Here is a 24,187-nt window from a genome sequence, read left to right as displayed (position 1 = left end):
AACAATAGTGGTGCTGGACCGGCACGCCGGGCTGCTACATCTTGCAGCGCGTGATGAGCGTGCGGCCGGGGGTGCTTTAACCTCTGTTAAGGGCCCGGGTCGCGGATATGGTTTCGCCGAAAATTCGTTAGAACCTAATGGCCGCATTGCGCGGCAAATCGCCGGGTCTGTAAGGAATCCGAGTTTGATGCAGCGGGATTTGCAGATTGATTGCGAGTTTACGCTCGCCTTGAACAATCGCACGGGGAAATACTTCCTTTGTCGCGACATGATCGAGGCATGCGCCGATTTGATTTCCCGCCAGTTGTTCTGGCGTCTGCCTTCGGCCAAGGTACCGCCGCGAACCATGTCGCGCATCCTGGGACGTCTGGCCCGCATCGAGGTCTCGTTTCGGACACAGCATCCCTGGACTTATCGCGTGTTTCCGGCGATGCGCGGACGGCGGCCGGTGTTCTTCACTGATCCACGTGAATGCGTGCTGTATCGCCTCCGACGCTACGACGTCGTGCTGTGCCACGATATGGGGCCCATCACCCATCCCGAGCTCTATGCGCCCGGTGTGCGTGAGATCTATTCGGCCGCTTTCGAGCGCATCAAAGCGGCTCGTCCGCTGATCGTCTTTGTCAGCGAAGCCTCGAAGAACGATTTCATTCGGCTCTATGGCGACGACTTCCCGTTGCTTGCCGTTGCTCATCCGCCGATCAGATCGGACCTCGACGATGCCGAAGAGGAGGCGATTCCAGACCTGCCCTCTCGGTTCCTGCTGACTGTCGGAAGCATCGGCGCGCGCAAAAACCACGCGCGCGCGATCGCGGCCTACGCCATGTCAGGGCTGGCCGACGAGGGCTGCGCCTATGTCATCTGCGGCGGCCCGGAACCGGGCGCAGAGGCTGTCGAAGCCGCCGCCCGCGACACCAAGGGCGTTCACCTCTGCGGCTATGTCAATGACCGCCAGCTTCGTTGGCTGTATCGGCACGCCCGCGGCTTCGTGCTGCCGAGCATCCTGGAAGGCTTCGGTCTGCCGGCCGCTGAGGCTATCAATCATGCGTTGGTGCCGCTGGTTGGCGCAGGCGGCGCCCTGCACGAGGTGACCGGCGATTCCGCCGTGCTGGTCGATCCGCTCGATGTCGGTCAGATCGCCGCCGGCATGAGAACGCTCGTCACCATGGATGATCAGGAGCGGGCGGCGCGCCTGACCGCCATGAAAGCCAATATCGGTCGCTTTTCGAGCGAGGCGGCGGTGTCCGCCTGGCGCAAGGCGATCCAGCAATCCATCGCAAGCTGGCGATCAGACAAGGGAGGTCCGGGCTGATCGGCCCTGACTACGAAGCGACCCCGGGGGTACTCCTGCGTAAAGAGAGAGGCAATGCAGACTGAAAATCGGCTAGTCGTCTTCTACTATGGCAGCTTCCTGCCGGCCGCCAATGGCTCGCATGTTCGTATCACCTCGATGCTGGATCGGCTTGCGCAGGAATTCAGCAACGTCACGCTCTACTCCTACGACAATCATCCGGAATGTCCTTGGACGCCTGCGGCGGAAGCGGCGTTCCGTCGGCGGTGGCCGGGCATCGAACTGGTGATCGAGCGCCATACCAAGCTCTTGCGTTATGTGACGCGGGCCAAAAACCTTCTCGTCTCATTGTTTCCCTGGCTCGCAGCCCAGCTCCTGCGGCTGTCGGTCAAGGGCACGACGCCGAAATTCGATGCGCTCCGATCGCGTTCGAATCTCTTCATCGTGAGCTATGCTGAAGGTCTCGCCCAGCTCAACGGCGTCGAGACGTCGCGCTGTATTGTCGAGACGCACGACGTCAACTTCCTGAAATGGTCGAAGCTGCATCACCGGAGTCCCGTCTCGCTGATGCCGCTGCGCAAGCTGCGCGGCGAGGTCGGGGCGCTGGAAGCCGTGCGCGGCGTGCTCGCGATCTCCTCGGCCGAAACGGCGTTCTTCAAGATGATGCTGGCATCGCCCACGATCTCCTACGTCCCTTCCTGGGAGCGGCCGAATTCCGCGCCGGACCTGGCGCAGCAGAACTATGATTTCGATCTCATTTTCGTCGGCTCAGAATATGAGATGAATGTGCGCGGTCTGACCACGCTGCTCAAGGAGCACGGTTCATGGCTGGCCAATTATCGCATCGCGGTGTGCGGCAAGGTCTGCGACCAGCCGGCGGTGATCGCCGCCGCCGCTGAATTTCCGAATGTCGAGCTGCTGGGTTTCGTCGACCGTGTCGAGGACATCTATGCGCGCAGCAAAGCCGCGCTGGCACCGGTCGATGGCACCGGGCTGAAGATCAAGGTGGTGAGCGCGCTGGCGGCGGGGGTGCCGGTCCTCGCGTCCACGCACTGTCTGGAAGGGCTGCCGGCCGGCCATGAAGGTGCCGTTTTCGAGATCGACGAACGCACCGCGCAGACGATCTTGAACCAACCGGAACGCCTCGCGACAGCAAGAGAGGCAGCACGGCGTTACGACGCCCTGCTGAAGGCGAGCGGCGATCTGTCGGCGCTGCTCGGCACGATCCATTCCTTCTTTTCCGAGCCGGCAAGTTCCGAGGCCGAGTTGACGTTCGCGCCGTCTCGCCCGGTCCAAGCCTTGTCTTCATGACCTATCGTTCCCGTCGCGAGCCGTCGCCGACGCGGCGCCGCAGCCAGTTCCCGGAGTGAGTTGCATCATGAGTACCCAGGTCGAGATTGCGGTTATCGGCGCAGGCCCCTACGGGCTGTCGGTCGCGAGCCATCTTCTTGCGCAAGGACGCGACGTCCGCGTCTTCGGTCTGCCGATGCAGACGTGGCACGAGGCGATGCCGGTCGGCATGAAGCTCAAATCGGAAGGGTTCGCGTCCAATCTGTCCGATCCCACCGGCGAGTTGACGCTCGAGCGTTATTGCCAGCTGAATGGGTTGCCTTATTCGCACACCGGAACCCCGGTGAAAGTGGAGATCTTCTCGGCCTATGGCCGGGCCTTCCAGCAGAAGTTCATCCCGCATCTCGAGCCCAGGTTGGTCACGTCGGTCGAAACGGTCCCGAATGGCTTTGCGCTGCGGCTGGACGATGGGGAGGGGGGCCGGGCGCGGACGGTCGTCGTCGCAACGGGCATCAAGGCCTTCAGCTACACGCCACCCCAGCTCGATGGGTTGTCGACTGACCTCGTGACACATGCCTCGTGCTACGGCGACGCTGAGCATCTCGCCGGGCGAGACGTCGCGGTGGTCGGCGGGGGCGCTTCGGCAACCGACATCGCGGCCTTGCTTCGCACGCGTGGAGCCAACCCGTTCATCGTCACCCGGCGGCCGAGCATCCGCTTTCAATCGGCCTTGGGTCAGCGCTCTCTGCTCGACCGGATCAAGGCGCCGATGACCGGACTGGGCCCGGGCTGGAAGTCGGTGCTGTGCGTTCACGCGCCGCTGGTGTTCCACGCCATGCCAGAGGACTTCCGCGTCGACGTCGTCCGACGCTATCTCGGTCCCGCGCCGGCCTGGTTTGTGCGGGACCAGGTCGAGGGACTTGTGCCGGTTGTCGCCGATGCAAAGGTGGCGAAGGTCGAAGCCGGCGGACGGGGCGTGCGCCTGCAGATCAGCCACTCCGATGGTGCGACAAGGACGTTGGAGGCCGATCACGTGATCAGCGCGACAGGCTATCGCGTCGATCTCGACCGCCTGACGTTTCTTGGCGACGGGATCCGCTCGTCGCTGCGCAGGTCGGACACCGCGCCGGCGCTGTCGCGGCATTTCGAGTCGAGCGTCCCGAACCTCTATTTCGTCGGTCCCGCCGCCGCCAACAGCTTCGGACCGTTGATGCGCTTCGCCTATGGTGCCGACTACACCGCCAGACGGTTGGCGCGCCGTCTCGCCGGAGTCTCGGTTCGCAAAGGCAGCTTGCAGGATGAACGGTTCACGGCGCTGAGCTCCGAGAGGTCGCGTCCGTGATCCGGTCCGGCCGCCCCGCGGTCGTCGATCCGGTCTCGCTGGACCGCGCGAATCTCTCGGCGGGCGGGACGATTGACGGCGCGCGGTGTCCCCCGGGCAAGCCGCGCGTTTTGTTCGTCGCGATCGTCAACAATGTCGGCTGCGAAAGGGTCGTCGTCGACATCGCGCAACATGGGGCGCTGTGCGCCCTCATCAGCCCGCCCGACTTCTATGCCGCGTCGGTGAACGGATTGACGCGACACATCCCGCTGCCGTCTTTCAACAGCGTCTGGCTGACCTCTTTGTTCGTTCGCCGCCGGCTCGAACAGGTCGTACGAGACTGGTCGCCCGAGCTGATCGTGCCGCTGGACGACATCGCAGCCTGGCTGCTCCGCAGCCTTGTCGCAACTCGCCAGCTTTCGGCCGGCGCACGCGAGATCCTGGTTCGGTCGCTCGGTGCCCCGCACGGCTATCGGACGGCGACCAGCCGCCATCTGCTCATGGAGCTCGCCGCACGCCTCGGTCTGCGCAAGCCGCACCACGCGGCCGTGACCGGAGCCTTCGCGGACGAAGATCCGCCTGATGATGACTGGTCGTTTCCGCTGTTCCTGAAGACGGAGCACACCTGTGGAGGCTTCGGGGTCGAAGTCGTGCAGGACCGCTCCCAATTCGCCCAGCGCGTCGCCGCACAGCGGCGCAGCGGCTCCGGGATACGCCGTCTCGCATCGACAGCGAAACATGCGCTTCAGCGCGCAGCCGGATTCGATCTGTGGGCCTCGGCGGACATGATCGCTCAGACCCATGCTGCGGGACGGCCCGCCTTTCGCACCGTCAGCACCTGGCAAGGCCGCGTGCTGGCTGGCGTCAGCTTCGTCGCGGAGCAGATCCATCCGGAGCCGACCGGCGCCAGCACCGTCATTCGTCATGTCGAGAACCAGGAGATGGCCGAGACTGCGGCTGCGCTGACCGAGGCGCTCGGCTGTTCCGGCTTCGTCAGCTTCGATTTCATGCTCAACACCGAGGACGAAACGGCCACGCTGATCGAGATGAACCCGCGCTGTGTCGGCAGCTGTCATCTGGGGCAATTGTTCGGTCAAGATCTCGCGGGCGCCCTGATGTCGGAGGTCAGCGGTCGCCAGCATACGCTCTCGGCCGAGTCAGCTGATGAGCGGCTGATCGCGTTGTTTCCGAAGGAGCTCGATCGCGATCCGAAGAGTTTCTATCTGAGCTCCTCTGCCGTTCTGCACGACGTGCCGTCCGCCGAGCCGGCGCTCGTCGCTGTGCACGAACGTCACCTCGTCGCGCGACATCCGGCGGATGCCCGCTTGATCCGCCGCCATATCAGCCAGGGTCCGGTCGATCGTCCCAGCTCCGAGGCGCAGCGCGGGCATTACACGACCGCTTCGCATCTCACGGGCGAATTCGTGTGCAACGCATCGGGGGCATCCGGCCGCGATCACTGAGCACGGATACCGCCCCCGGCGTCGCCCAGGCGGGCCTGAGCCCTGTCAGGCTGATTTGGGCCGCACGGCCGGCCGCCACCAGCCCTTGATCAGCTCCTCGCGGCTTTCAGCCTGATGCAGCAGGTCGGGACGGTATTTGCTCGGAATCGCAGCCTCGACCTTGCTCAGTGATCGCGACGCATCTCTTGCGTCATCGACATCCACGAACCGGTGCGTCGCGATGATCCGCGCATTGGGCATCATGTGTTGGAAGCCGAGATTGGCAAGCCCGCCGAGCTGCAGCAGCTCGGTCGGCGAAAGGTCGAGTCTGATCTGACCTTCGGCGGGCGCCTTGCGCCGGACGCCTGCGCCATGCCCGATCCGCCAGCATTCCTCGCCCAGAGCTGCACCGAGAACCCAGAGCAGGGACGGGATGGGGTCGGTCTCGCGCCGGCGCGGCTCGGAGCTCTGTGCGAGCATCTTGGAGAGGTTCTTCAGCGCGTTTTGGATGTCGGCGCCCGGGGTGCTGGCCAGATGGGACGCCATGCCGACCTGAAGCTCGCGGACCGCTTCCTCGATTCCTCTGATCCGTCCGCGCGCCTGGTAGGACCGTCCGCAGGACCAGGCGAAATAGAACGAGGCCCCCAACAGCGTGAGCATTCCGTAAAGTACGATATCCACGTCGGCCCCCGTGAGTACCTCGTCGTGTGAGGTAAAATTAGCCGCTCTTGGTTAACGTCCGTTTTACGGGGCGGGTCCGGTTGATCCCGGATCACCCGTTAACGTCAGGTTGACCATAAGCCGCGGCGGATCGCTTTCATTAACGAGGTCCTCAGAGGGAACTCTCATCCTCCTTGACGGAGGGTGACCGGGATGAGCGAGGCAAAGCTGAGCAGCCAGCATTGCAGGGCGATCTGCAACGAGGTTGGCGAGCGACTGCGGTATTACCTGGATCGGAGCTCGACCAGCGTTCCGCCGCGGCTGTTGGAGCTGTTGCAGCAATTGGCGCTGCGCGAGGTGCAGGCGCCGTCGATCGTGCCGGACATGCCCGAGGAGCGCGTGGAAGCAGCCCACCTCATTGCCGCCGAATGCGTCCTCGATCTTCCAGTACCTTGAGGCTGGTCCGAATTCTCAAACGTCAATCCTGGGCGCTGACATGATCGAGACCGGTGTTGTCCGCGAGCCTGCCGGAGCCGAGAAGAAGCCGGATCTGATCGGCATCCAGATGCTGCGCGGCCTGGCTGCGTCGATGGTCGTCCTGCATCACACGCTCGAGGAGTCGCTCGCGTCCACGGCCGCGCCGACCAGCCCGGACTGGTTGACGACGTTCGGCGCGTCCGGTGTCGACATCTTCTTCGTGATCAGCGGCTTCGTCATGGTCTATGCGAGTTTCGCCTCCGAGCGTCCAACCATCGGCGCAGGGGCGTTTCTCGCCAAGCGATTTGTCAGGATCTATCCGTTCTACTGGACGTGTCTACTGCTGATCCTGATCCTTTGGGGGCTCGGATTCTATCGCAAGCTGGATCCGACGCCTGCGATCTGGCTGCGGGCGGTGCTCCTGCTGCCGACGGACCAGCCGGTTCTGACCGTGTCGTGGACCCTGATCTACGAAATGTATTTCTACATGCTATTTGCGGCCGCCTTGTTTCTGCAGTGGTCGCGCCACGTCGCGGTCTTCGCCATCACGACTGCGATCGCGGCATTGCTGGCGGCAAGCCTGCTGCTTGGGGACCGGGAGGACTTTCTGTCCAATCCCATCGTCATCGAGTTCTGCATGGGCATGCTGCTCGCAACCGCGTTTCGTCGCCTGTCCCCGCTTCCCGCGTCGATCGGGATCGCCGCGGGACTGTCCGCCATCGTCCTGGCCTCGCTGTTCGTCCCGCATGAGACGACAAATGGACTGCCCCCGGCCGCGCGGGTCGTCGCCTGGGGGCTTCCGGCGTTGCTCATTGTCGCGTCCTCGCTGAGTCTCAATGCGGTCGGCTCGAGGCTTGAGCGCGCGATGGCATGGCTCGGCGACTGCTCCTACGCGATCTATCTCACCCACCCGTTTGTGATGGTCGTGTTCGCGCGCATCGTGAAGAACCAGCCGCGCCTGAGCGAAATGTCGTTGTTGCCGGTGGTGCCGTTTGTCATTCTCATCTGCCTTGCAGCCGGTGCGGCCGCCCATGTGCTGATCGAACGCAGGCTGCTCGATTTCGGCCGCAGACTGCTGGCCCCGCGCCGTTCGGAAGCCGCTTCGCCGCGATGAGACATGCGCCGGTGACGGCGCGGCTGAATTCCATGGTCTTGGATGGTGGAGATCAGCTGGTGCTCAGCCGCACCGATGAGGGGGCTGCCTCGCAGCGGAACCTTCGCCGTCGTGCTTTAGCATCTGCGTGATCGGATAGATCGGGTGTACCGCGTTGCGACCGCAGTGGGCGCTCGAAGCTCGTGACGCACCACGCCGATCGCATCAGCGATCCCTATTCTCGTCTTGCCGGGACACCCTCTGGAGGCGCCATTGCTCTTGAGGCCTTGCCGTTCATCCTCGCGTGCGACGATCTTGCCTCAACTCAATCGCCCGCTGCGTGCTTTTCTCGGCTCCGGCTCATGAACTCTGTGCAGCTCGATCACAAAGGAACCGCACTTTCAAGTACCGTGGTCATGAGTGAGGTAGGCGTCGAGGCGCGGCGATTTCTGCGGCGTCTGGTTCGCTCCGCGGAGGGCTGCGCGAGTGCCGGTTAGTGACACCTTTGCGCTCAAGGGCGGCCCAATGTTGGATACTCCGAAGTTTGGATCCCCTCGAGCCGCCGAATCCGCTAAAGCTCCGAACGAGATTCGCAGGCTTGCCTGGCATTCGTCAATTCAGCACGAGACTTCAGTGACATCCGCTCTTCGTACCGCCCGCGGCTCAACGCTGCGCAAGAAAGCACCAGCAAAGCAAGCCGCTCCATTGAAGGCCGCTCCGCGGAAGAAGACGGTCGTTGCGACAAAAACGAGCGCTCCGCTTCGGGCCGGCATTTCCTCCTCATCTCCGCTCGGCATGCTGGCGCTGTATGTCGCGGCGCAATGGCGTGCTTCGGGCCGAGGCGGACTTGTGTTCCTTGCGGAAAATGAGAGCCGAGCCGAGCGTTTGGGCTCTATCATCCCCGTCATCGAGCCGGCCTGTGATGTGCTCGTCTATCCGCGCTTGAACACGCTCCCGTTCGATCAGCTTGAGCCGTCACGTGATATTGCAGGCCGACGGAGTTCTGTCCTGAGACGGCTGGCCGGGGCAAAGAAGCCGATCCTGCTGATCACGACGGCGGAAGCCATGATGGAGCTCCTGCCGTTGCCGACAAACTGGTCTCGTATCGGATTCCAACTTCGGACTGGGGCGATCTATTCCGAAGCCGACCTTGAGGCTCGCTTGAAGGCCCTTGGGTACGATCTGGACGACAGCCCGGATTATCCCGGTGGAGTTTTGTTTCACGGCAACACCTTTGAGATCTTCCCGGCCGGCGCGCTCGGGCCGTTGAGAATAGAGCACTCCGGAGGACGAATCCGGCGTATCGCAGCGATCAATCCGATGGATCAGGAGGTGATTTCCGAGACCAACGAGCTCTTCATCGATCCGATGTCCGAGCGTCTGGCGTTCAGGGATCGAGCTCGAAAACGATGCAGCCTGTTCGATTACTGTTCGCGCGCCAAGTGGATCGCCGACAGCGCGGTGCCCAGGCACGCCGATACTTGGTTGAGCACGATCGAGGATGCAGCCGCCCGTGGCGAGCGTGACCGTGCATATCTGAGTCGACGCGAATGGGATAAGGCGGCAAAGAAGATCTCCCTGTTGGCGCCGACCGTTCCGTTTCGCGCGACGCCGGAGTTCTATAAGGCGTCCTCGCCCCGGAAGGCGCTCCGTGCGTTTATCGAGGAAGCCCAACGCGGTGACGCACGTGTGGTGTTCGTCGCTGCGGTCGAATCGGATCTGCGTCTCATGGCCCGGATGAGCGCTGCCAAAGCCGAATGCGTGCCCGATTGGGCGCACGCGACCGCAAGGGGCCGGCGGCAGGCCGCGTTGCTGGCCGGCTTCGATGCGGGCTTTGTTGTTCCTGGAAAGAAGCCGCTCGTGGTCATCACTGCGACCGACGTGCTCGGCAGCAGGGCACACCAACCGCAACCGACGAACTGGGCTTGGACGCCTGGCTTCGATGCAGGCGACCTCCCCGAGCTCGGATCCGTGGTCGTTCATCTGCAACGTGGACTGGCGCGCCTTGGCGGCTTGAGATCCATGGGCAGCGGAGATCTTTCGGCGCGCGAGATGGTCAGGCTGGTCTTCGCCGGAAACGACGCCGTTCTCGTTCCTCTTGCGGAATTGGCCCTGATCTGGCCGTATGCCGCTGAACTCGGGAACACCTCGCTGGACAAGGCGGACGGCAGCTCGTGGCGGCCGCGGCGAGCTGCGGCCGAGACGGAGATTCACGTCGTCGCCAAGGAGCTGGCCAAGCAGATGAGGCAGCGCCGGCGGCGTCCGGCTCCGAAGCTTGTGCCGCGCCCGGCTGCCTACGAAAAGTTCGTCGCGCGGTTTCCCTATTTCACCACCCCCGATCAGGCGAAGGCTATTCGCGACGTTCTGGATGATCTTGCATCGGGGCACCCGATGGACCGTATCGTCTGTGGCGACGTCGGTTTCGGCAAAACCGAGGTGGCGTTGCGCGCGGCGGCAGCCGCTGTGCTGGCCGGAAAGCAGGTCGCTATCGTCGTGCCGACGACGGTGCTCGCACGACAGCATTTCGAAACCTTCCGCAAGCGCTTTGCGCCTCTCGGCTTCGATGTTGGAAACTTGTCGCGGGTGGCCTCGGCCGCTGACGCGCGCGACGTGAGGGAGCGCCTCAAGAGCGGAGAACTCAGGATCGTGGTCGGGACCCTCTCGCTGGCATCGAAGGAGGTGAGATTTGCTGACCTTGGCCTGATCATCATTGACGAGGAACAGCATTTCGGCGCTGCCGAGAAAGCCATGTTGTCGAACCTCAATAAGAACGGCCACAGGCTCTGGATGAGTGCGACGCCGATCCCCCGCACCCTCGCGGCTGGCCTGACGGGTTTGCGGGATCTCAGCGTGATCGCGACCCCGCCGGTGCATCGTGTTCCGGTCGCCACCAAGGTGGCGCCGTTGTCGGACATCGCGATCGCCGCTGCCCTGATTCGTGAGCACAGACGCAACGGTCAGAGCTTTGTCATTTGTCCGCGGATCCAGGATCTCGATCCCCTCCTGGCCAAGGTTCACGCGCTGGTGCCGGAACTCCGTATCAGTACCATTCACGGCAAGTTGCCAACGGACGAGATCGACGAGAGATTGATGGGGTTCGTCGAGGGCCGTACCGATGTACTGCTTGCCACCAACATCGTGGAAAGCGGCCTCGACATTCCACGTGCGAACACGATCGTCGTATGCTGGCCGGAAAAATTCGGCTTGGCACAGTTGCATCAGCTCAGGGGACGAGTGGGACGCGGTGGCATCCGGGCGTTTGCGCATTTCCTGACAGAAGGCGGCTCTGAACGCTCGGAAAAGCGGCTCTCGGTTCTCGAGGAATTGAGCCGTCCGGGCGCTGGCTTTGCCATCAGCGCTCGCGACCTCGACCTCCGTGGCGGCGGCGACCTGCGCTCCGATCGACAATCCGGCCACATGCAGGTGTTCGGGCCGACTCTTTACGGCCACCTTCTTACACTTGCGCTGGAGGGAGATCGCGACGGAATGTCCGCGCTCTGGATCCCTGAACTGAATTTGCCCATCCCTGAGCTGCTTCCCGCGAGCTATGTGCAATCGGAGGCCGTCAGGCTCGAGATCTATGCTCGGGCCGCTCGGTGCCGCAGTGATGACGAGCTGGAGGAGCTCGAGGATGAAACGCAGCGCCGATTTGGAAAGCTGCCGTCCGAGGCCAGCAACTTCTTTGCTGTTGCCAGGCTCAGGGTGAATTGCCGGCAACGAGGGATCATGCGTCTCGACGTCGGGCCGGATGCGATCGCTGCAACGATGCTCGCAGGGAGGATCAGGAAGTCCTGCTCGCGACTGCTGCAGCGCGAGGGCGATCGCGTCGTCTATCCCGGGCGCAGCAATGAACCTGCTTTACGAAGAGTAGAGCTTTTCTTGGATCTCCTGGACGAATAAGACGAATGAAGAGCGACATTCCGCTCAATTTGAAGCGATCCTGTGTGCCCTCTTCGGGGGCAGAGATGAAGGCGATGAAGCGTGCCCCTTGACCGGGGTGATTGAGCGCCCCTTGTTGCTGTTGCCGCAGGGATGATCGTTCGAGCCTGCCGTGGCAAGGCATAATAAAATGCGTGTGCCACGTATCGCCGCAGTTTAGAGCGCTGCGTGTCACATCTGTGGCGCGTCTGAAGCAATATAGAACCAAAGATATGCGAACTGATAAGTTGCGGTTGCTTAGCAAAGCGATGGCCTGACGTCTTCGGGGCTTGGCCACATGCTGCCGAGTTGAATGACGGAACGCGCCTGCTTTGCGGCGCTTTCAAGGGGCCGAGTTGATGCCGTCGCTGTTGGCGCGCTTCTTTGGAAAGCGTCGAAGAAGTATCTACGAAGAGAAATCGCTGTATTACCAACATGCTTGCCCGGAGTCGTCGACCGGCTTGGTGCTTGTTAGACGAGTTCTATCCGTCGTGCCGTCATCCAGAAATGCCCGTGTGTTAGGAGCGCCCACGTAACAAGGGCTGGAGCTTGGAATGATCGGGATGTCCGAATGGGTCGTTGCGTGATCGATGGCGGCGGTGGGCTAACGATCTCGTTGAGCCTTGGGAGCTCGTTGGTGCTCGCTTTGGGCATCGTCGGAGTTCAGTCGCATTCAACCGCGAATTTGTGATGCGCTCGGCGTCTCGACACTTCGACTTTGATCACGAGGAGCCTTGGTCGACCTGTCAAAGGTCGAAACACGTTCAAACTGTAACGCATCCTGATGTTGTGTCGTCAGCACAGCGTCACCTTGGAGAGATTAAAAACTTGAGAGGGCGGTATCCTTTTGACTGTCATTCTCAGCTGCATTACTCGTAGCTCATCACTATCGCTTGTTAGTAGGAGTAGCCGGGCATGATGGTCTTCGACAGGGATGATGTCACCTTCACCGTCGTCGTGAATCACGAAGAGCAATATTCGATCTGGCCGACATTCAAGGACATTCCGAACGGGTGGAAAGCGGTCGGCGTCACCGGCAGCAAGAAGGAATGTCTGGATCATATCGAACGGGCCTGGACGGACATGCGGCCGTTGTCGCTGCGCAAGTTCATGCAGGAAAACCCCCAGACACCGGCTCAATCCTAGATCCAAGGGGCTGGCTCCGATGCGGCTCATCTGTTTGCCTTACGCGGGAGGCAGCGCCATGATCTATGCGCGCTGGAGGCGCCTTCTTCCGTCATGGATCGAGGTGGTGCCCCTGGAGCTGCCTGGCCGTGGTGCGCGAATGGACGAGCCTCTGCACACGGAAATGGCCGGACTCGCTGATAAGCTTGCAACTGAGTTGATCGGGACGGCGTGGCGATTGCCTTATGCGTTGTTCGGGCACAGTCTCGGCGGGTTGATCGCCTTCGAGGTGGCGCACGGATTGCTTGCGCGCGGCGCGCCCAGTCCGCAGATCTTGCTCGTATCTGGAACGGAGGCGCCGGCGATGCGTGACGGGAGCCGTTGGCAGGAACCGCTCGACCATGATGCGCTTCGCGGCGAGTTGTCGAGATTGAAGGGCACGCCGCCGGAAACCCTGGAAAGCCCGGAGATCATGCGTCACGCTCTGCCGATTCTGCGGGCCGATTTCCTGATGTGCGGCAACTACGTCCCGCAACGGCGGAAGCGCTTGCCTTGTCCGATACAGGTGTTCGGCGGAGACCGGGACGAGACGCGCCTGGAGGCGCTTGAGGCCTGGCGTGACGAGACGTCGGCGTCGTTCAGGCTCGACGTGCTGGCAGGCGATCATTTCTTCATTCATGCGCGGCAGTCCGAATTGGTCAGCCGCATCGCCGCACTCTTGGCACGCGAAAGCTGGCGCCAACCTGCTGCTGTCGACGCGGAGTCATAGCGAGCGGAAGTTGGCTGCATCGTCTTCTTGAAGGAAGGGCGATGACGCGGTCGAGATGGAAAGCAGGGAGGATTCATGTTCGCAATGCAACCTAAAATGGATGATGAGGCGCTTCCGTTTCTTTTGCGTGCCAGCGGCAAGCAGCAGTCACTGACGGATGCCGTTAGTGAGCTGCGGGGCATGATCGAGAGGCAGCTCCAGGCCAGCGGCGGGATTCTGTTTCGCGACTTTCATCTCGACGGCGTCGAAGCATTCAGGAGCTTCGCTGCCAGCTTTGGTCATCCTCTGCTCAGCTATGAATTCGGTTCGACTCCGCGCACGCAAGTGAGCTCTGGCGTCTACACGTCGACAGAATATCCGCCGCATCAAAGCATTCCCCTGCACAATGAGCAGGCCTACACGCGCGATTGGCCGTTGAAGATTTGGTTCTATTGCGAACAGCCAGCTCAGCAGGGCGGCGAGACGCCGATCGCCGACAGCCGGCTCATCTACCGCGACATGCCTGCCGCGATCCGCAGCCGATTTGCCGAGAAGGGCGTCATGTACGTCCGCAACTATGGCAGCGGCCTCGACGTTGACTGGCGAGACGTGTTCGGAACGCAATCAAAGGCCGAAGTCGAGGCGTATTGTGCGGCTCATGCGATCGCCTGCGAATGGAAGGACGGCGATGAGCTGCGCACACGCCAGGTTTGCCAGGGCACCGCTGTGCATCCCTTCACGGGGGACAAGGTGTGGTTCAATCAGGCGCATCTCTTCCATGTCTCCAGTCTTGCACCCGAGGTGCGCGAAAGCCTGCTCGACATCGTGAGCGATCCGCTCGAACTGCCCCGCAACGCCTTCTATGGCGACGGCTCGCCGATCGAGGATGAGACGCTCGCTGCTGTCCGCGACGTGCTCGACCGCCACAAGATCATCTTCCCCTGGCAGGCGGGTGACGTCGTGATGCTCGACAACATGCTGACGGCGCATGCCCGCGAGCCGTTCAAGGGACCGCGCCGGGTCATCGTCGCGATGGCGCAAGCCTACGGGCTGCAGTGAACCCAGTCGCCCAAACGACAGATCGAATGCCACGCCGTTAGCGGAAATCTGCAACATGTTCCCAGAAACTCTCGTCGAACGACTGCGTGAGCACGCTACACTGCGAGCCGACCGTCTGGCGCTGCGCTTCATCGAAGGCGAGAATGTCGTTGGAGAGTTGACGTTCGCTGATCTCGACCGGCGTGTACGTGCCCTGGCCGCACAGCTGCAGGATTTCGGTGGTGCCGGAGAACGGGCCGTCATTCTGCTGCCGAGCGGCCTAGACTACGCCGTGGCCTTCTATGCGTGCCTCTACGCCGGCGTGATTGCCGTGCCCGCATATCCGCCGGAAAGCGGCAAGGAGCGCCATACGGCTCGCCTCGATGGCATCCTGCGCGACGCGGCGCCCCGCTTCATCCTCACCGCGGCGGGTCTGCGCGACAAGATCCCTGCCTCGTTCGGCCGCATCGTCCCTCATGTTCTCACCGTCGATGCCATAGCGGTGGAAGGCGCGGCGTCCTGGCGCGAGACCAGGCCGCGAGGCGATGCGATCGCATTCCTTCAATATACCTCAGGATCGACGGCGCAACCGAAAGGCGTTTGCGTCACACACCGGAACCTCGTCGCCAACGAGGTCGCGATCGAGGCCGCGACGGGGGTGACGGCGGACGACGTCTTTGTCAGCTGGCTGCCGCTCTACCATGATATGGGTCTGATGGGCGGATTGCTGAGTCCGCTGTTCACGGGCTACTCGGCAGTGTTGATGTCGCCGCGCAATTTCCTCGAGCAGCCGCGCCGCTGGCTCGATGCGATTGATCGGCATGGCGGCACGGTCAGTGGCGGGCCGGACTTTGCTTTTGCACTCTGCGCGGACCGGATCTCCGACGAAGCGATTTCGCGCCTTGATCTCAGCCGCTGGCGCTTTGCATTTTCCGGCTCAGAATTCGTGCGGCGTGCGACGCTCGAACGGTTCGCTGAGCGCTTCCGTCCCGCAGGATTCGATCAGCGCGCGCTGACGCCGTGCTATGGACTCGCCGAGGCGACCCTGCTGGTCACAGCAGGCGAACGTACAAGCAGGGCCGTGTGCCACACGCTCGAACCGAGCGCGCTTGCTCAGGGACGTGTCGCCGATGCCGATGAGGGCTCCGCACTGATGGCGTGTGGCGTCGCAGCCGAACATCACGTCGTGCGGATCATGCGGCCGGATGGATCGGGTGAGGCCGATGCGGACGAGATCGGCGAGATCTGGGTCGCTGGCCCGAGCGTGGCCAACGGCTATTGGAACAACGCACAGGCGACGCAACAGACATTTGTAAACAGAGACGGCTCGCGCTGGCTGCGCACGGGCGACCTCGGCTTCCTTCGCGATGGCGCGCTGGTCGTGACGGGGCGGCTCAAGGATCTGCTGATCGTTCGCGGTCAGAACATCTATCCATTCGATCTCGAACAAGCTGTCGAGGCCGAGGTGCCCCAGGTTCGGAAGGGACGCGTCGCGGCATTCCCGGTCGAGCTTGACGGTGCCGAAGGCATCGGCATCGCCGCAGAGTTCAGCAGGGCCGTGCTGCGGCGGACGCCGTCTGACGCCTTGATCAAGGCCGTCGGCGATGCGGTCATGCGCCAGACCCAGGAATATCCCGCGGTTGTCGTGCTGCTGAATCCGCAGGGCATGCCGCTGACCACCAGCGGGAAGCTGCAACGTTCCTCCTGCCGCGCGGGCTGGATGCAGGGGACGCTCGACAGTTTCAAGGTGTTCGCACGGGGAGAAGAGACGGCCGAGCGGCTGGCGCCGGATCCGCTCACAGAGACCGAGCGCAGTCTTGCACTGATCTGGCAGGACGTGCTTCGCCTTGCGAAAGTCAGCCGTGACGATGACTTCTTCGTGCTTGGCGGCAATTCGATTACGGCTGTGCAGATTGCCGGACGGGTGCGTGAGCGCCTGCATGTCGATCTTGATCTGCGCAGCTTTTTTGATGCGCCCACGCTCGGTGCTCTGGCCGCCTCGATCGATGCCGCGGACCGTGTGGCTGACGCCGTGCCGCCGCTGCGGACCGCGCCTCCGGACGCCCGCGTGCAGCTGTCGCCTGCACAGGAGCGGCTCTGGTTCCTTTGGAGCATGGACCCTGCCAGCACGGCCTACACCGTCGCCTGTACGGTCAGGTTCGAAGGCGCACTCGATCAGGCTCGGCTGGTACGCGCTCTGAACGACATCGTCGCGCGCCACGAACCGCTTCGCACCACCTTCGCGTCCCATGATGGCCGAGCGGCGCAAGTGATTCATGACGTCCAGGAGGTGCCCGTCGCCGTCGAGGATCTGCGGCGTTGCTCGGCGGCAGATCGTGCCATGCGGGCCGCAGCGCGAATCCAAAGTGAGCTGGCAAGGCCGTTCGATCTCGTCAATGGGCCGCTGCTGCGCGCCGTTCTGGTGCAATTGGCCGACGATAGGCACCAACTGCTGCTCTTGGCGCATCACATCGTGGCCGATGGTCTATCACTTAACGTGCTGTTGAACGAACTCTCGAGCATCTATGGCTCGCATGGGCAGCAATCTCCAGCGTCACTGCCGCCGCTCGTCGTCCAGTATGCCGACTACGCGGCATGGCAACGGGCTTGGCTGGCGAGTCCAGAGGCCGATCGGCAGATCGCCTATTGGCGCGAGCGGCTTGGCGAGACGCAGGAACCGCTGGCGCTCCCGTTCGATCGGCAGCGCCCGCCGGTTCAGAGTTATCGTGGCGATACCATTCACCTCGAGATCGGGTCGGATCTGGCGCGGAAGCTGCGTAGGCGTGCCGGTGAGCAAAGCGTCAGCATGTTCATGCTGCTGCTTTCCGCCTATCAGCTATTGTTGTTCCGCTATTCGGGCCAGTCGGTTCTGCGGGTTGGCGTGCCGGTCGCCGGCCGCCGGCAGACTGAACTTGACGCCCTGATCGGCTGCTTCGTCAACACGCTGGTGCTGCGCGCCGATGCGGCTGACGATATGAGCTTCGGCGATCTGCTGAACCAGGCGAAAGCCGAGGTCATTGCGGCGCTCGGGCATCAGGACCTGCCGTTCGACAGGCTTGTCGACGCGCTGAACCCCGTGCGCCTGGGCGGACATAATCCTCTGTTCCAGGTCAAGTTCAACTACATGGCGGAGCCGCGAGGATTCACAGCGGCCGACGGCCTGCGCGCCGAAACCCGCATCATGGATCTGGCCGGCTCGCATTTCGATCTCGCGCTCGATGTCGTCGATGGCGCCGCGGGCATGGCGGCCAGTCTCAATTACGCAACCGATCTGTTCGAGAGGCTCACCATCGAGCGGATGGGCGCCCAATTCGTCGAATTCCTGGAACAGATCGCAGACGGCGTCGAACGTCCGCTGACCGATTTCGCTCTTGTACCTCATCTTCGCCAGGCGGTGACGCAGGAGGACCGAACGTTCCCATTGACGGACATCGTTGCCCTGATCGAGGCGGCGGCCGCGGGTCGGGGCCACAAGGTCGCTCTTCGGCAGGCGCAGGCCAGTGTCACAGTCGCCGAGCTGCAACGCTGGTCGGATCAGATTGCGCATAGGCTGGCGGCGCACGGCGTCGGGCGCGAAGTACCCGTCGCACTGTGGATCGAGCGGTCCCCGGCGTTCGTCGCGGCGCTGCTCGGGGTGTTGAAGGCTGGCGGCGCCTATGTCCCGCTCGATCCGGCTTGGCCTGTCGCCCGCGTGCGGCGTATCCTCGAAGAGGGAGGGATCCGCCTGCTGATCGCGACCGGCGATCGCCTCGTAGCAGCGCGCGGGTTGGAATGTCTGGCGCTCGATGCCGAATGGCGCGATCACGACATCTCCGACCGATTCGTGCCGCATGCCAATCATTCGGCCCAGACCGCCTATATCATCTACACTTCCGGCTCGACCGGCGCGCCGAAGGGCGTCGCGGTGTCGCATGGCGCGCTGGCGAACTACGTGCAGGCGGTGCTGGCGCGGCTGCGGCCTGAGGTGGATGCCAGCATGGCGATGGTTTCGACCGTCGCTGCCGACCTCGGTCACACCGTCCTGTTCGGCGCGCTCGCCAGTGGTGCGACCCTGAACCTGCTGCCCGCTGATGCCGCGTTCGATGCCGACGCCTTCGCACAGGCCATGCGTGAGGGGAGGGTCGACATCCTCAAGATCGTTCCGAGCCATCTGCGCGGTCTGTTGCAGGCGCGCCGTTCGGAGGACCTGCTGCCGCGCGATGTGCTCGTGCTCGGTGGTGAGCCTAGCGATCCGCGTCTGCTTGCAGACGTGCAGCAGTTGCGACCGGAATGCCGGATCGTCAATCATTACGGCCCGACCGAAACCACCGTGGGGATCGCGACCCATGAGTGGGCAGGGGGCACTGAAGGCGATGTCGTACCGGTCGGCCTGCCCCTGGCGAACCTGCGCGCTTACGTGCTCGACGATGCGTTGAACGTGGTGCCAACCGGGGTCGCAGGCGAGCTCTATGTCGGTGGCCCAAGCGTTGCGCGAGGCTATCGTGGGGCGCCGGGGCAGACCGCCGAACGCTTCGTTCCGGATCCTTTCGGACCACCCGGCGAGCGCCTCTATCGCACCGGTGATCGCGTGCGGTGCGATCGACTTGGACGGATCGTGTTCCTCGGCCGACGAGATGATCAGGTCAAGCTCCGTGGCTACCGCGTCGAGCCGACCGAGATTGCGCGGGTGATGACCTCACTCAGTCACGTGGTCGATGCAGCCGTTGTGACCCACGCGAGCGACGTCGAGCAGGATCGGTTCGAGCTCGTGGCCTATTGCGTCGTGGAGACGGGGGCGGAGCTCTCGCCGGAAATCCTGCGGACGCAAATGGCTGCGCTGGTGCCGGACTATATGGTTCCTTCGCGCGTGATCATTCTCGACCGCCTGCCGCTGACCGCGAACGGCAAGCTGGACCGGGCTGCGCTGCCGCAACCCGATGACGAGGCCAAGACCACCTATGCCGATCCGGTCGGGGAAGTCGAGCAGACCATTGCCGCCGTATGGCGCGAGGTTCTGGGCCGCGACCGCATCGGCCGCGACGACAATTTCTTCGAGCTCGGCGGCGATTCCATTCTCAGCCTGCAGATCATCGCAAGGCTGCGCAAGCGCGGCGTGATTCTGACACCCAAGCAGGTATTTGCGCAGCAGACGATCGCGGCCCTGGCCAGCGTGGTTGCGACCACCTCCGCGCCGGCTGTGGCGGCGTCGGCAGCAGCGCGCAGCGTCGTGAACTCCGACGCTGCGGCGCTGCTGCCGATCCAATTGCGGTTCTTTGCAGAGACGATCCCCAGCCGTGATCACTTCAATCAGGCCGTGCTGCTCGTACCGCGAGATCGCATCAGGTGGAGCGTGCTCCAGGCCGCGCTCATGGCGGTCGTCCTGCATCACGACGCGCTCCGTATGCGGTATCGTCGAGTGGCGGATGCTTGGCAGGCGTCCCTTGCCGATCAGCCTGCAGCCTCTGATTTGCTGTGGATCCGAAGTGGGGTCGAGCTGGCTGATATTGGCGCCATCACATCGTCTGCGCAGGCCAGCCTCTCGCTGGCGTCGGGAACCCTGCTCCGCGCAGTCGGCTGCGATCTCGTCGACGGCAGCCAGCGTCTGCTGGTCGCAATCCATCACCTCGCTGTGGATGGCGTGTCCTGGCGCATCCTGCTTGAGGACATCGCCACGGCTTGCGAGCAGCTCGAGGCCGGAGCTGCGGCGGTCACCTTGCCGAAAAGCGACTCGCCGTCGTCCTGGGCACAGCGGCTGCACGCATATGCAACATCCGAACGGCTCGCGTCCGAGTTGCCGTTCTGGCTGGCAGCGTCCCAAGGGAGTGATCTGCCGTGCGATGACGACCATGGCGGCGTCGACCTCGAAGCCGACGCTGAAGAGGTGGTGCTCGATGTGGGCGCGGAGCTGACCGTGCAGCTTCTCGAGGCCGCGCCGGCAGCCTACCGCACCAGGATCAACGACCTGCTGCTCGCCGCGCTGGCACGCGCGATCGCGATCTGGTGCGGTCGCGACGACATCGCGATCGAACTCGAGGGTCATGGTCGTGAGGACATCTTTGCCGATGCCGACATCACGCGAACGGTGGGATGGCTCACGAGCGCATTCCCGTTCCGCCTGAAGGGCGGCGCTGACGCCGATGCAGCCCTCATCAAGAAAGTGAAGGAAGCACTGCGTGCCGTTCCCGATCATGGAATCGGCTATGGTATCCTTCGCTATCTCGGCAGGGCTGAGCATCGCGAGGCACTCTCGCGGGCGCCAAATCCGCGGGTCATCTTCAACTATCTCGGCCGGTTCGACCAGGACCTCGGCGCGGCGGCCGCGTATCGGATCGGCGCGGAAGATCCCGGCGTGATGCGAGCGGCGGACACGCCGTTGCGGGCCTGGCTCACCATCAATGGCGAGGTGCGCGACGGCAGCCTCCGTCTTGCCTTCCACTATGGCCGACGCCGCTATCGGTGGGCGACGATCGAGCGGGTCGCCGAGCTCTATCGCGCAGCGCTGCGCGGTCTCGTGGATCACTGCGTTCAGAGCGCGGGCTGCCTCACGCCCTCCGACGTCCCGCTCGCGAATCTCGATCAGGTGACGCTCGATCGCCTCTGTGCAGCGCGCGATGTTCGCAATATCGAAGAGATCTATCCGCTGTCGCCGATGCAGCAGGGGCTGCTGTTTCACGCGCTTCGCGATGGCCAGAACGACGCCTATGTCAATCAGCTTGCGGTGGAGCTGCGTGGTGTCGCGCCGGCAGCGCTGCGCGCAGCGTGGCAGGCGACGAGCGCGCAGCATGCGGTGCTGCGGACGGGATTTGTCTGGCAGCTTTCGGAGGCGGCTCAGCAGATCGTCTATCGCCGGCTGGATGTTCCGATCGTCGAGGAAGATTGGCGCAGCCGGACGGCCTCATTGCGCGAGGGGGTCGATCTCGACGCGGCGTTGGCCGAAGCCGGGCAGCGCGAACGTGCGCTCGGATTCGACGTCACCCAACCGCCGCTGCAGCGGCTGCGTCTGATCCGGCTCGATCATGATCGGCTCTGGATGATCTGGACGCACCATCACCTGCTGGTCGATGGCTGGAGCTCGGCCCGCCTGCTTGCCGAGGTCCTGAAGCGCGCGGTTGGCGGCACACCGGCTGTTTCACAAGGTCGATATCGTGACTACATCGCTTGGCTCCAGACGCAAGACCGCAGCGTGGCCGCCGGTTTCTGGCGCGCGGCACTGGACGATCTCGCGGAGCCGACGTTGCTTGCTGATGCGCTGCACGCCAGGGGTACCATCAGCCGGGCGATCGGACACGGACGGCTGACGCAGGTCCTGGACGGCGCTCTGGCGACGCGTCTCAAGCGGTTCGCGGCGCAGCAGCGGGTGACCATGAATACGCTGATGCAGGGCGCCTGGGGGCAGGTGCTGCGGCAGCTATGCGGGCAGGCCACCATTTGCTTCGGTGTCACCGTCGCCGGACGCCCGGCAGAGCTTGCCGACGCAGAGCACGCGATTGGCCTGTTCATCAACACATTGCCGCTGGTCGATGCCGCGCATCCGCAGGCGGCGACCGGTGATTGGCTGCGCGCGCTGCAGGCGCGCAACGTGGCAGCAAGAGACTATGAATGGATGCCGCTGCACGAAATCCAGCGCCTCGCCGAGCTTGGTGGCCGGCAGATGTTCGATAGCATCCTGGTGTTCGAGAACTATCCGATCGATCAGTCCCTGATGGATCGCAACGATACCCTGCCGCAGGTCGGACGTGTCGAGCATGTGACACCGACGACCTACGCAATGGCGGTCGCGGTTTTCGAAAGCGGCGAAAGTCTCCGGCTCGACTTCAACTATGATCGGTCGCAGCTGGATGAGCACGCGGCACGGCTGGTGAGCGCTGCGATGCGCGACTGGCTGCTCGCGATCACGGCCGATGCCACGCGCGCCATGGGCAGCCTGCAGGCGACCAGCGAGGAGACGCTCGCAAGCGTTCTGCGTTGGGGGAGCGCGGATGACGACGCCCTCGCGCCTGGATCGCTGAACCTCGTGGCGCAGATCGAGGCTCAGGCGGCCCGAACGCCCGATGCGGTTGCCGTCATCAGCGGCGAGCGCCGGATGAGCTATGCTGAATTGAATGCCCGATCAAACCGGCTGGCGCGGCGGCTAAGGGCGCGCGGGATCGGTCCTGACGTGGTGGTCGGCCTTGCGCTGGAGCGCGCGCCGACGATGCTGGTGGCGCTGCTTGCGGTGTTGAAGGCGGGAGGGGCTTATCTGCCGCTCGATCCCGACTATCCGCCTGACCGTCTCGTCCACATGGTCCGCGACAGCGGCACGAAGCTGCTGCTGACGCAAGCGCCGCTGCAGGATCGATTTGCGGCGGCGCTGGCCGATGGCGGCGCCGAGGCCTGGTTGCTCGATGATCAGACCGGTCAAGAGGCCGGCTCAGCCGCCAATCTCGGCATCTGCCTGCATCCGGAGAATCTCGCTTATCTGATCTACACCTCCGGCTCGACCGGGCTGCCCAAGGGCGTGATGGTGCGTCATGGCGCGGTCGCCAATTTTCTGGCCACGATGGCCGAGCAGCCGGGGATGGCGTCCGCGGATTGCGCGCTGAGCCTGACGTCGCTGTCGTTCGATATCGCGGTGCTGGAGCTGTGGCTGCCATTGACGTGCGGGGCCCGCATCGTGCTGGCCGATCGGGCCGCCGCGCATGATCCGGCGGCGTTGAAGGCGATGATGGTCAAACATGGCGTGACCATGGTCCAGGCGACGCCGTCGAGCTGGCGCATGCTGCTTGATCACGAAGACGGCGACGCGTGGCTTCCCGACGGCTGCCGCGTGCTGAGTGGCGGCGAGGCGCTCGCTGGCGATCTGGCCATGCGGCTGACGGAGCTGAGTCACGATGTCTGGAACCTGTATGGGCCGACCGAGACCACGGTCTGGTCCGCGCGACGTCGGCTCGACGCGAACAATCGATCGCCTGTGCTGGGTGGGCCGGTCGGCAACACCACGCTCTATGTGCTCGACTCGAATTTCAATCTCGCGCCGATTGGCGTGGCCGGTGAGCTCTTTATCGGCGGCGCGGGACTCGCACGTGGCTATTGGCACCGTGCAGGACTCAGCGCGGAGCGCTTCGTCCCCGATCCGTTTGGGCCGGCCGGCGCGCGGCTATACCGGACTGGTGATCTGGCGCGCTGGCGTGCCGATGGCGTGCTCGATTATGTCGGTCGCGCCGACCATCAGGTGAAGATTCGAGGCCGCCGGATCGAGCTCGGCGAAATCGAAGCGCAGCTCCGGGCGCAGCCCGGCGTACGCGACAGTGTCGTGGTGGCGCGGGACATCGGCGGCGGCCTGAATTTGATCGGCTATGTCGGCGGCGACGAAGCACTCGATGCTGCAAGCCTGCGCTCGGCCCTCATCGCGGTGCTGCCAGAGTACATGGTGCCGTGGCGGTTGATCGTATTGCCGCAACTGCCGCTCACGCCCAACGGCAAGATCGACAGGCGCAGGTTGCTGCCGCCGTCCCAAGGCGACGCTGTCGAGCAGGTGCATGAGGCTCCTGTTGGCGAGATCGAGGTCACTCTTGCGCGGATCTGGACGGAGCTGCTCGCCGTCGAGCGTGTGAGCCGCAGGGACCGCTTCTTCGAGCTGGGCGGGCACTCGCTGCTGGCGGTGCGACTGATCAGCCGCGTCTCGCAGGAGTTCGGCGTCGCGCCGCCATTGTCCGAGCTGTTCGCTCGCCCGGAGCTGGCAGAATTCGCCCGCGCCGTCTCGATCAGGCTGATTGAGGAGGAATTCGAGGCGCGTGAGGCCCAAGAGCTGATCGAGGCAGAGTAG

General features: G+C 63.7%; 12 protein-coding genes. 11 read left to right on the top strand and 1 reads right to left on the bottom strand.

Features of this window, described 5'->3' with window-relative positions; genetic code table 11:
* Positions 1-10: 10 nt before the first annotated feature.
* The 4 genes from ACVIJ6_RS06140 (at position 11) to ACVIJ6_RS06125 (ending at position 5,365) form a co-directional block, all read left to right on the top strand.
* Positions 11-1,312, top strand: a complete 1,302-nt coding sequence (locus tag ACVIJ6_RS06140; RefSeq protein WP_456771940.1) for a glycosyltransferase family 4 protein — start codon at positions 11-13, stop codon at positions 1,310-1,312.
* Positions 1,313-1,366: 54 nt separating this feature from the next.
* Entirely contained in the window at positions 1,367-2,602 is a 1,236-nt protein-coding gene (locus ACVIJ6_RS06135; RefSeq protein WP_456771939.1) for a glycosyltransferase, read from the top strand.
* A 67-nt stretch (positions 2,603-2,669) separates the two neighbouring features.
* Positions 2,670-3,923 carry an NAD(P)-binding domain-containing protein gene (locus tag ACVIJ6_RS06130; protein WP_456771938.1) on the top strand — a complete coding sequence of 418 codons (1,254 nt, stop codon included), beginning with the start codon at positions 2,670-2,672 and terminating at the stop codon, positions 3,921-3,923.
* The gene (locus ACVIJ6_RS06125; RefSeq protein WP_456771937.1) at positions 3,920-5,365 is read left to right on the top strand and encodes an ATP-grasp domain-containing protein; all 1,446 of its coding nucleotides are present in this window, start codon (positions 3,920-3,922) and stop codon (positions 5,363-5,365) included. Before ACVIJ6_RS06130 ends, ACVIJ6_RS06125 begins: the two co-directional genes overlap by 4 nt.
* 45 nt (positions 5,366-5,410) lie before the next feature.
* On the opposite strand, the gene ACVIJ6_RS06120 is transcribed toward ACVIJ6_RS06125, so the two are convergent.
* Positions 5,411-6,025, bottom strand: a complete 615-nt coding sequence (locus ACVIJ6_RS06120; RefSeq protein WP_456771936.1) for a hypothetical protein — start codon at positions 6,023-6,025, stop codon at positions 5,411-5,413.
* Positions 6,026-6,217: 192 nt separating this feature from the next.
* Here ACVIJ6_RS06120 and ACVIJ6_RS06115 point away from each other — a divergent pair, with 192 nt between their 5' ends.
* The 7 genes from ACVIJ6_RS06115 (at position 6,218) to ACVIJ6_RS06085 (ending at position 24,187) form a co-directional block, all read left to right on the top strand.
* Positions 6,218-6,460: a hypothetical protein gene (locus ACVIJ6_RS06115; protein ID WP_456771935.1), complete on the top strand. Its 243-nt coding sequence runs from the start codon at positions 6,218-6,220 to the stop codon at positions 6,458-6,460.
* Between the two features lie 40 nt (positions 6,461-6,500).
* Positions 6,501-7,595 carry an acyltransferase family protein gene (locus ACVIJ6_RS06110; protein WP_456771934.1) on the top strand — a complete coding sequence of 365 codons (1,095 nt, stop codon included), beginning with the start codon at positions 6,501-6,503 and terminating at the stop codon, positions 7,593-7,595.
* A 774-nt stretch (positions 7,596-8,369) separates the two neighbouring features.
* Complete coding sequence (locus ACVIJ6_RS06105; RefSeq protein ID WP_456776911.1) at positions 8,370-11,474, top strand: DEAD/DEAH box helicase; 3,105 nt, start codon at positions 8,370-8,372, stop codon at positions 11,472-11,474.
* 933 nt (positions 11,475-12,407) lie between these two features.
* Positions 12,408-12,638, top strand: a complete 231-nt coding sequence (locus tag ACVIJ6_RS06100; protein ID WP_456771933.1) for an MbtH family protein — start codon at positions 12,408-12,410, stop codon at positions 12,636-12,638.
* A 19-nt stretch (positions 12,639-12,657) separates the two neighbouring features.
* Positions 12,658-13,386: a thioesterase II family protein gene (locus ACVIJ6_RS06095; RefSeq protein WP_456771932.1), complete on the top strand. Its 729-nt coding sequence runs from the start codon at positions 12,658-12,660 to the stop codon at positions 13,384-13,386.
* A 75-nt stretch (positions 13,387-13,461) separates the two neighbouring features.
* On the top strand, positions 13,462-14,424 hold the full coding sequence (locus ACVIJ6_RS06090) for a TauD/TfdA family dioxygenase (protein WP_456771931.1): 963 nt from the start codon (positions 13,462-13,464) through the stop codon (positions 14,422-14,424).
* A 55-nt stretch (positions 14,425-14,479) separates the two neighbouring features.
* Positions 14,480-24,187: an amino acid adenylation domain-containing protein gene (locus tag ACVIJ6_RS06085; RefSeq protein ID WP_456771930.1), complete on the top strand. Its 9,708-nt coding sequence runs from the start codon at positions 14,480-14,482 to the stop codon at positions 24,185-24,187.

Source organism: Bradyrhizobium sp. USDA 4369, from assembly GCF_054056435.1.
Note: the sequence above shows the minus strand (reverse complement) of the source record. Positions and strands in the feature narration are given on the sequence as shown.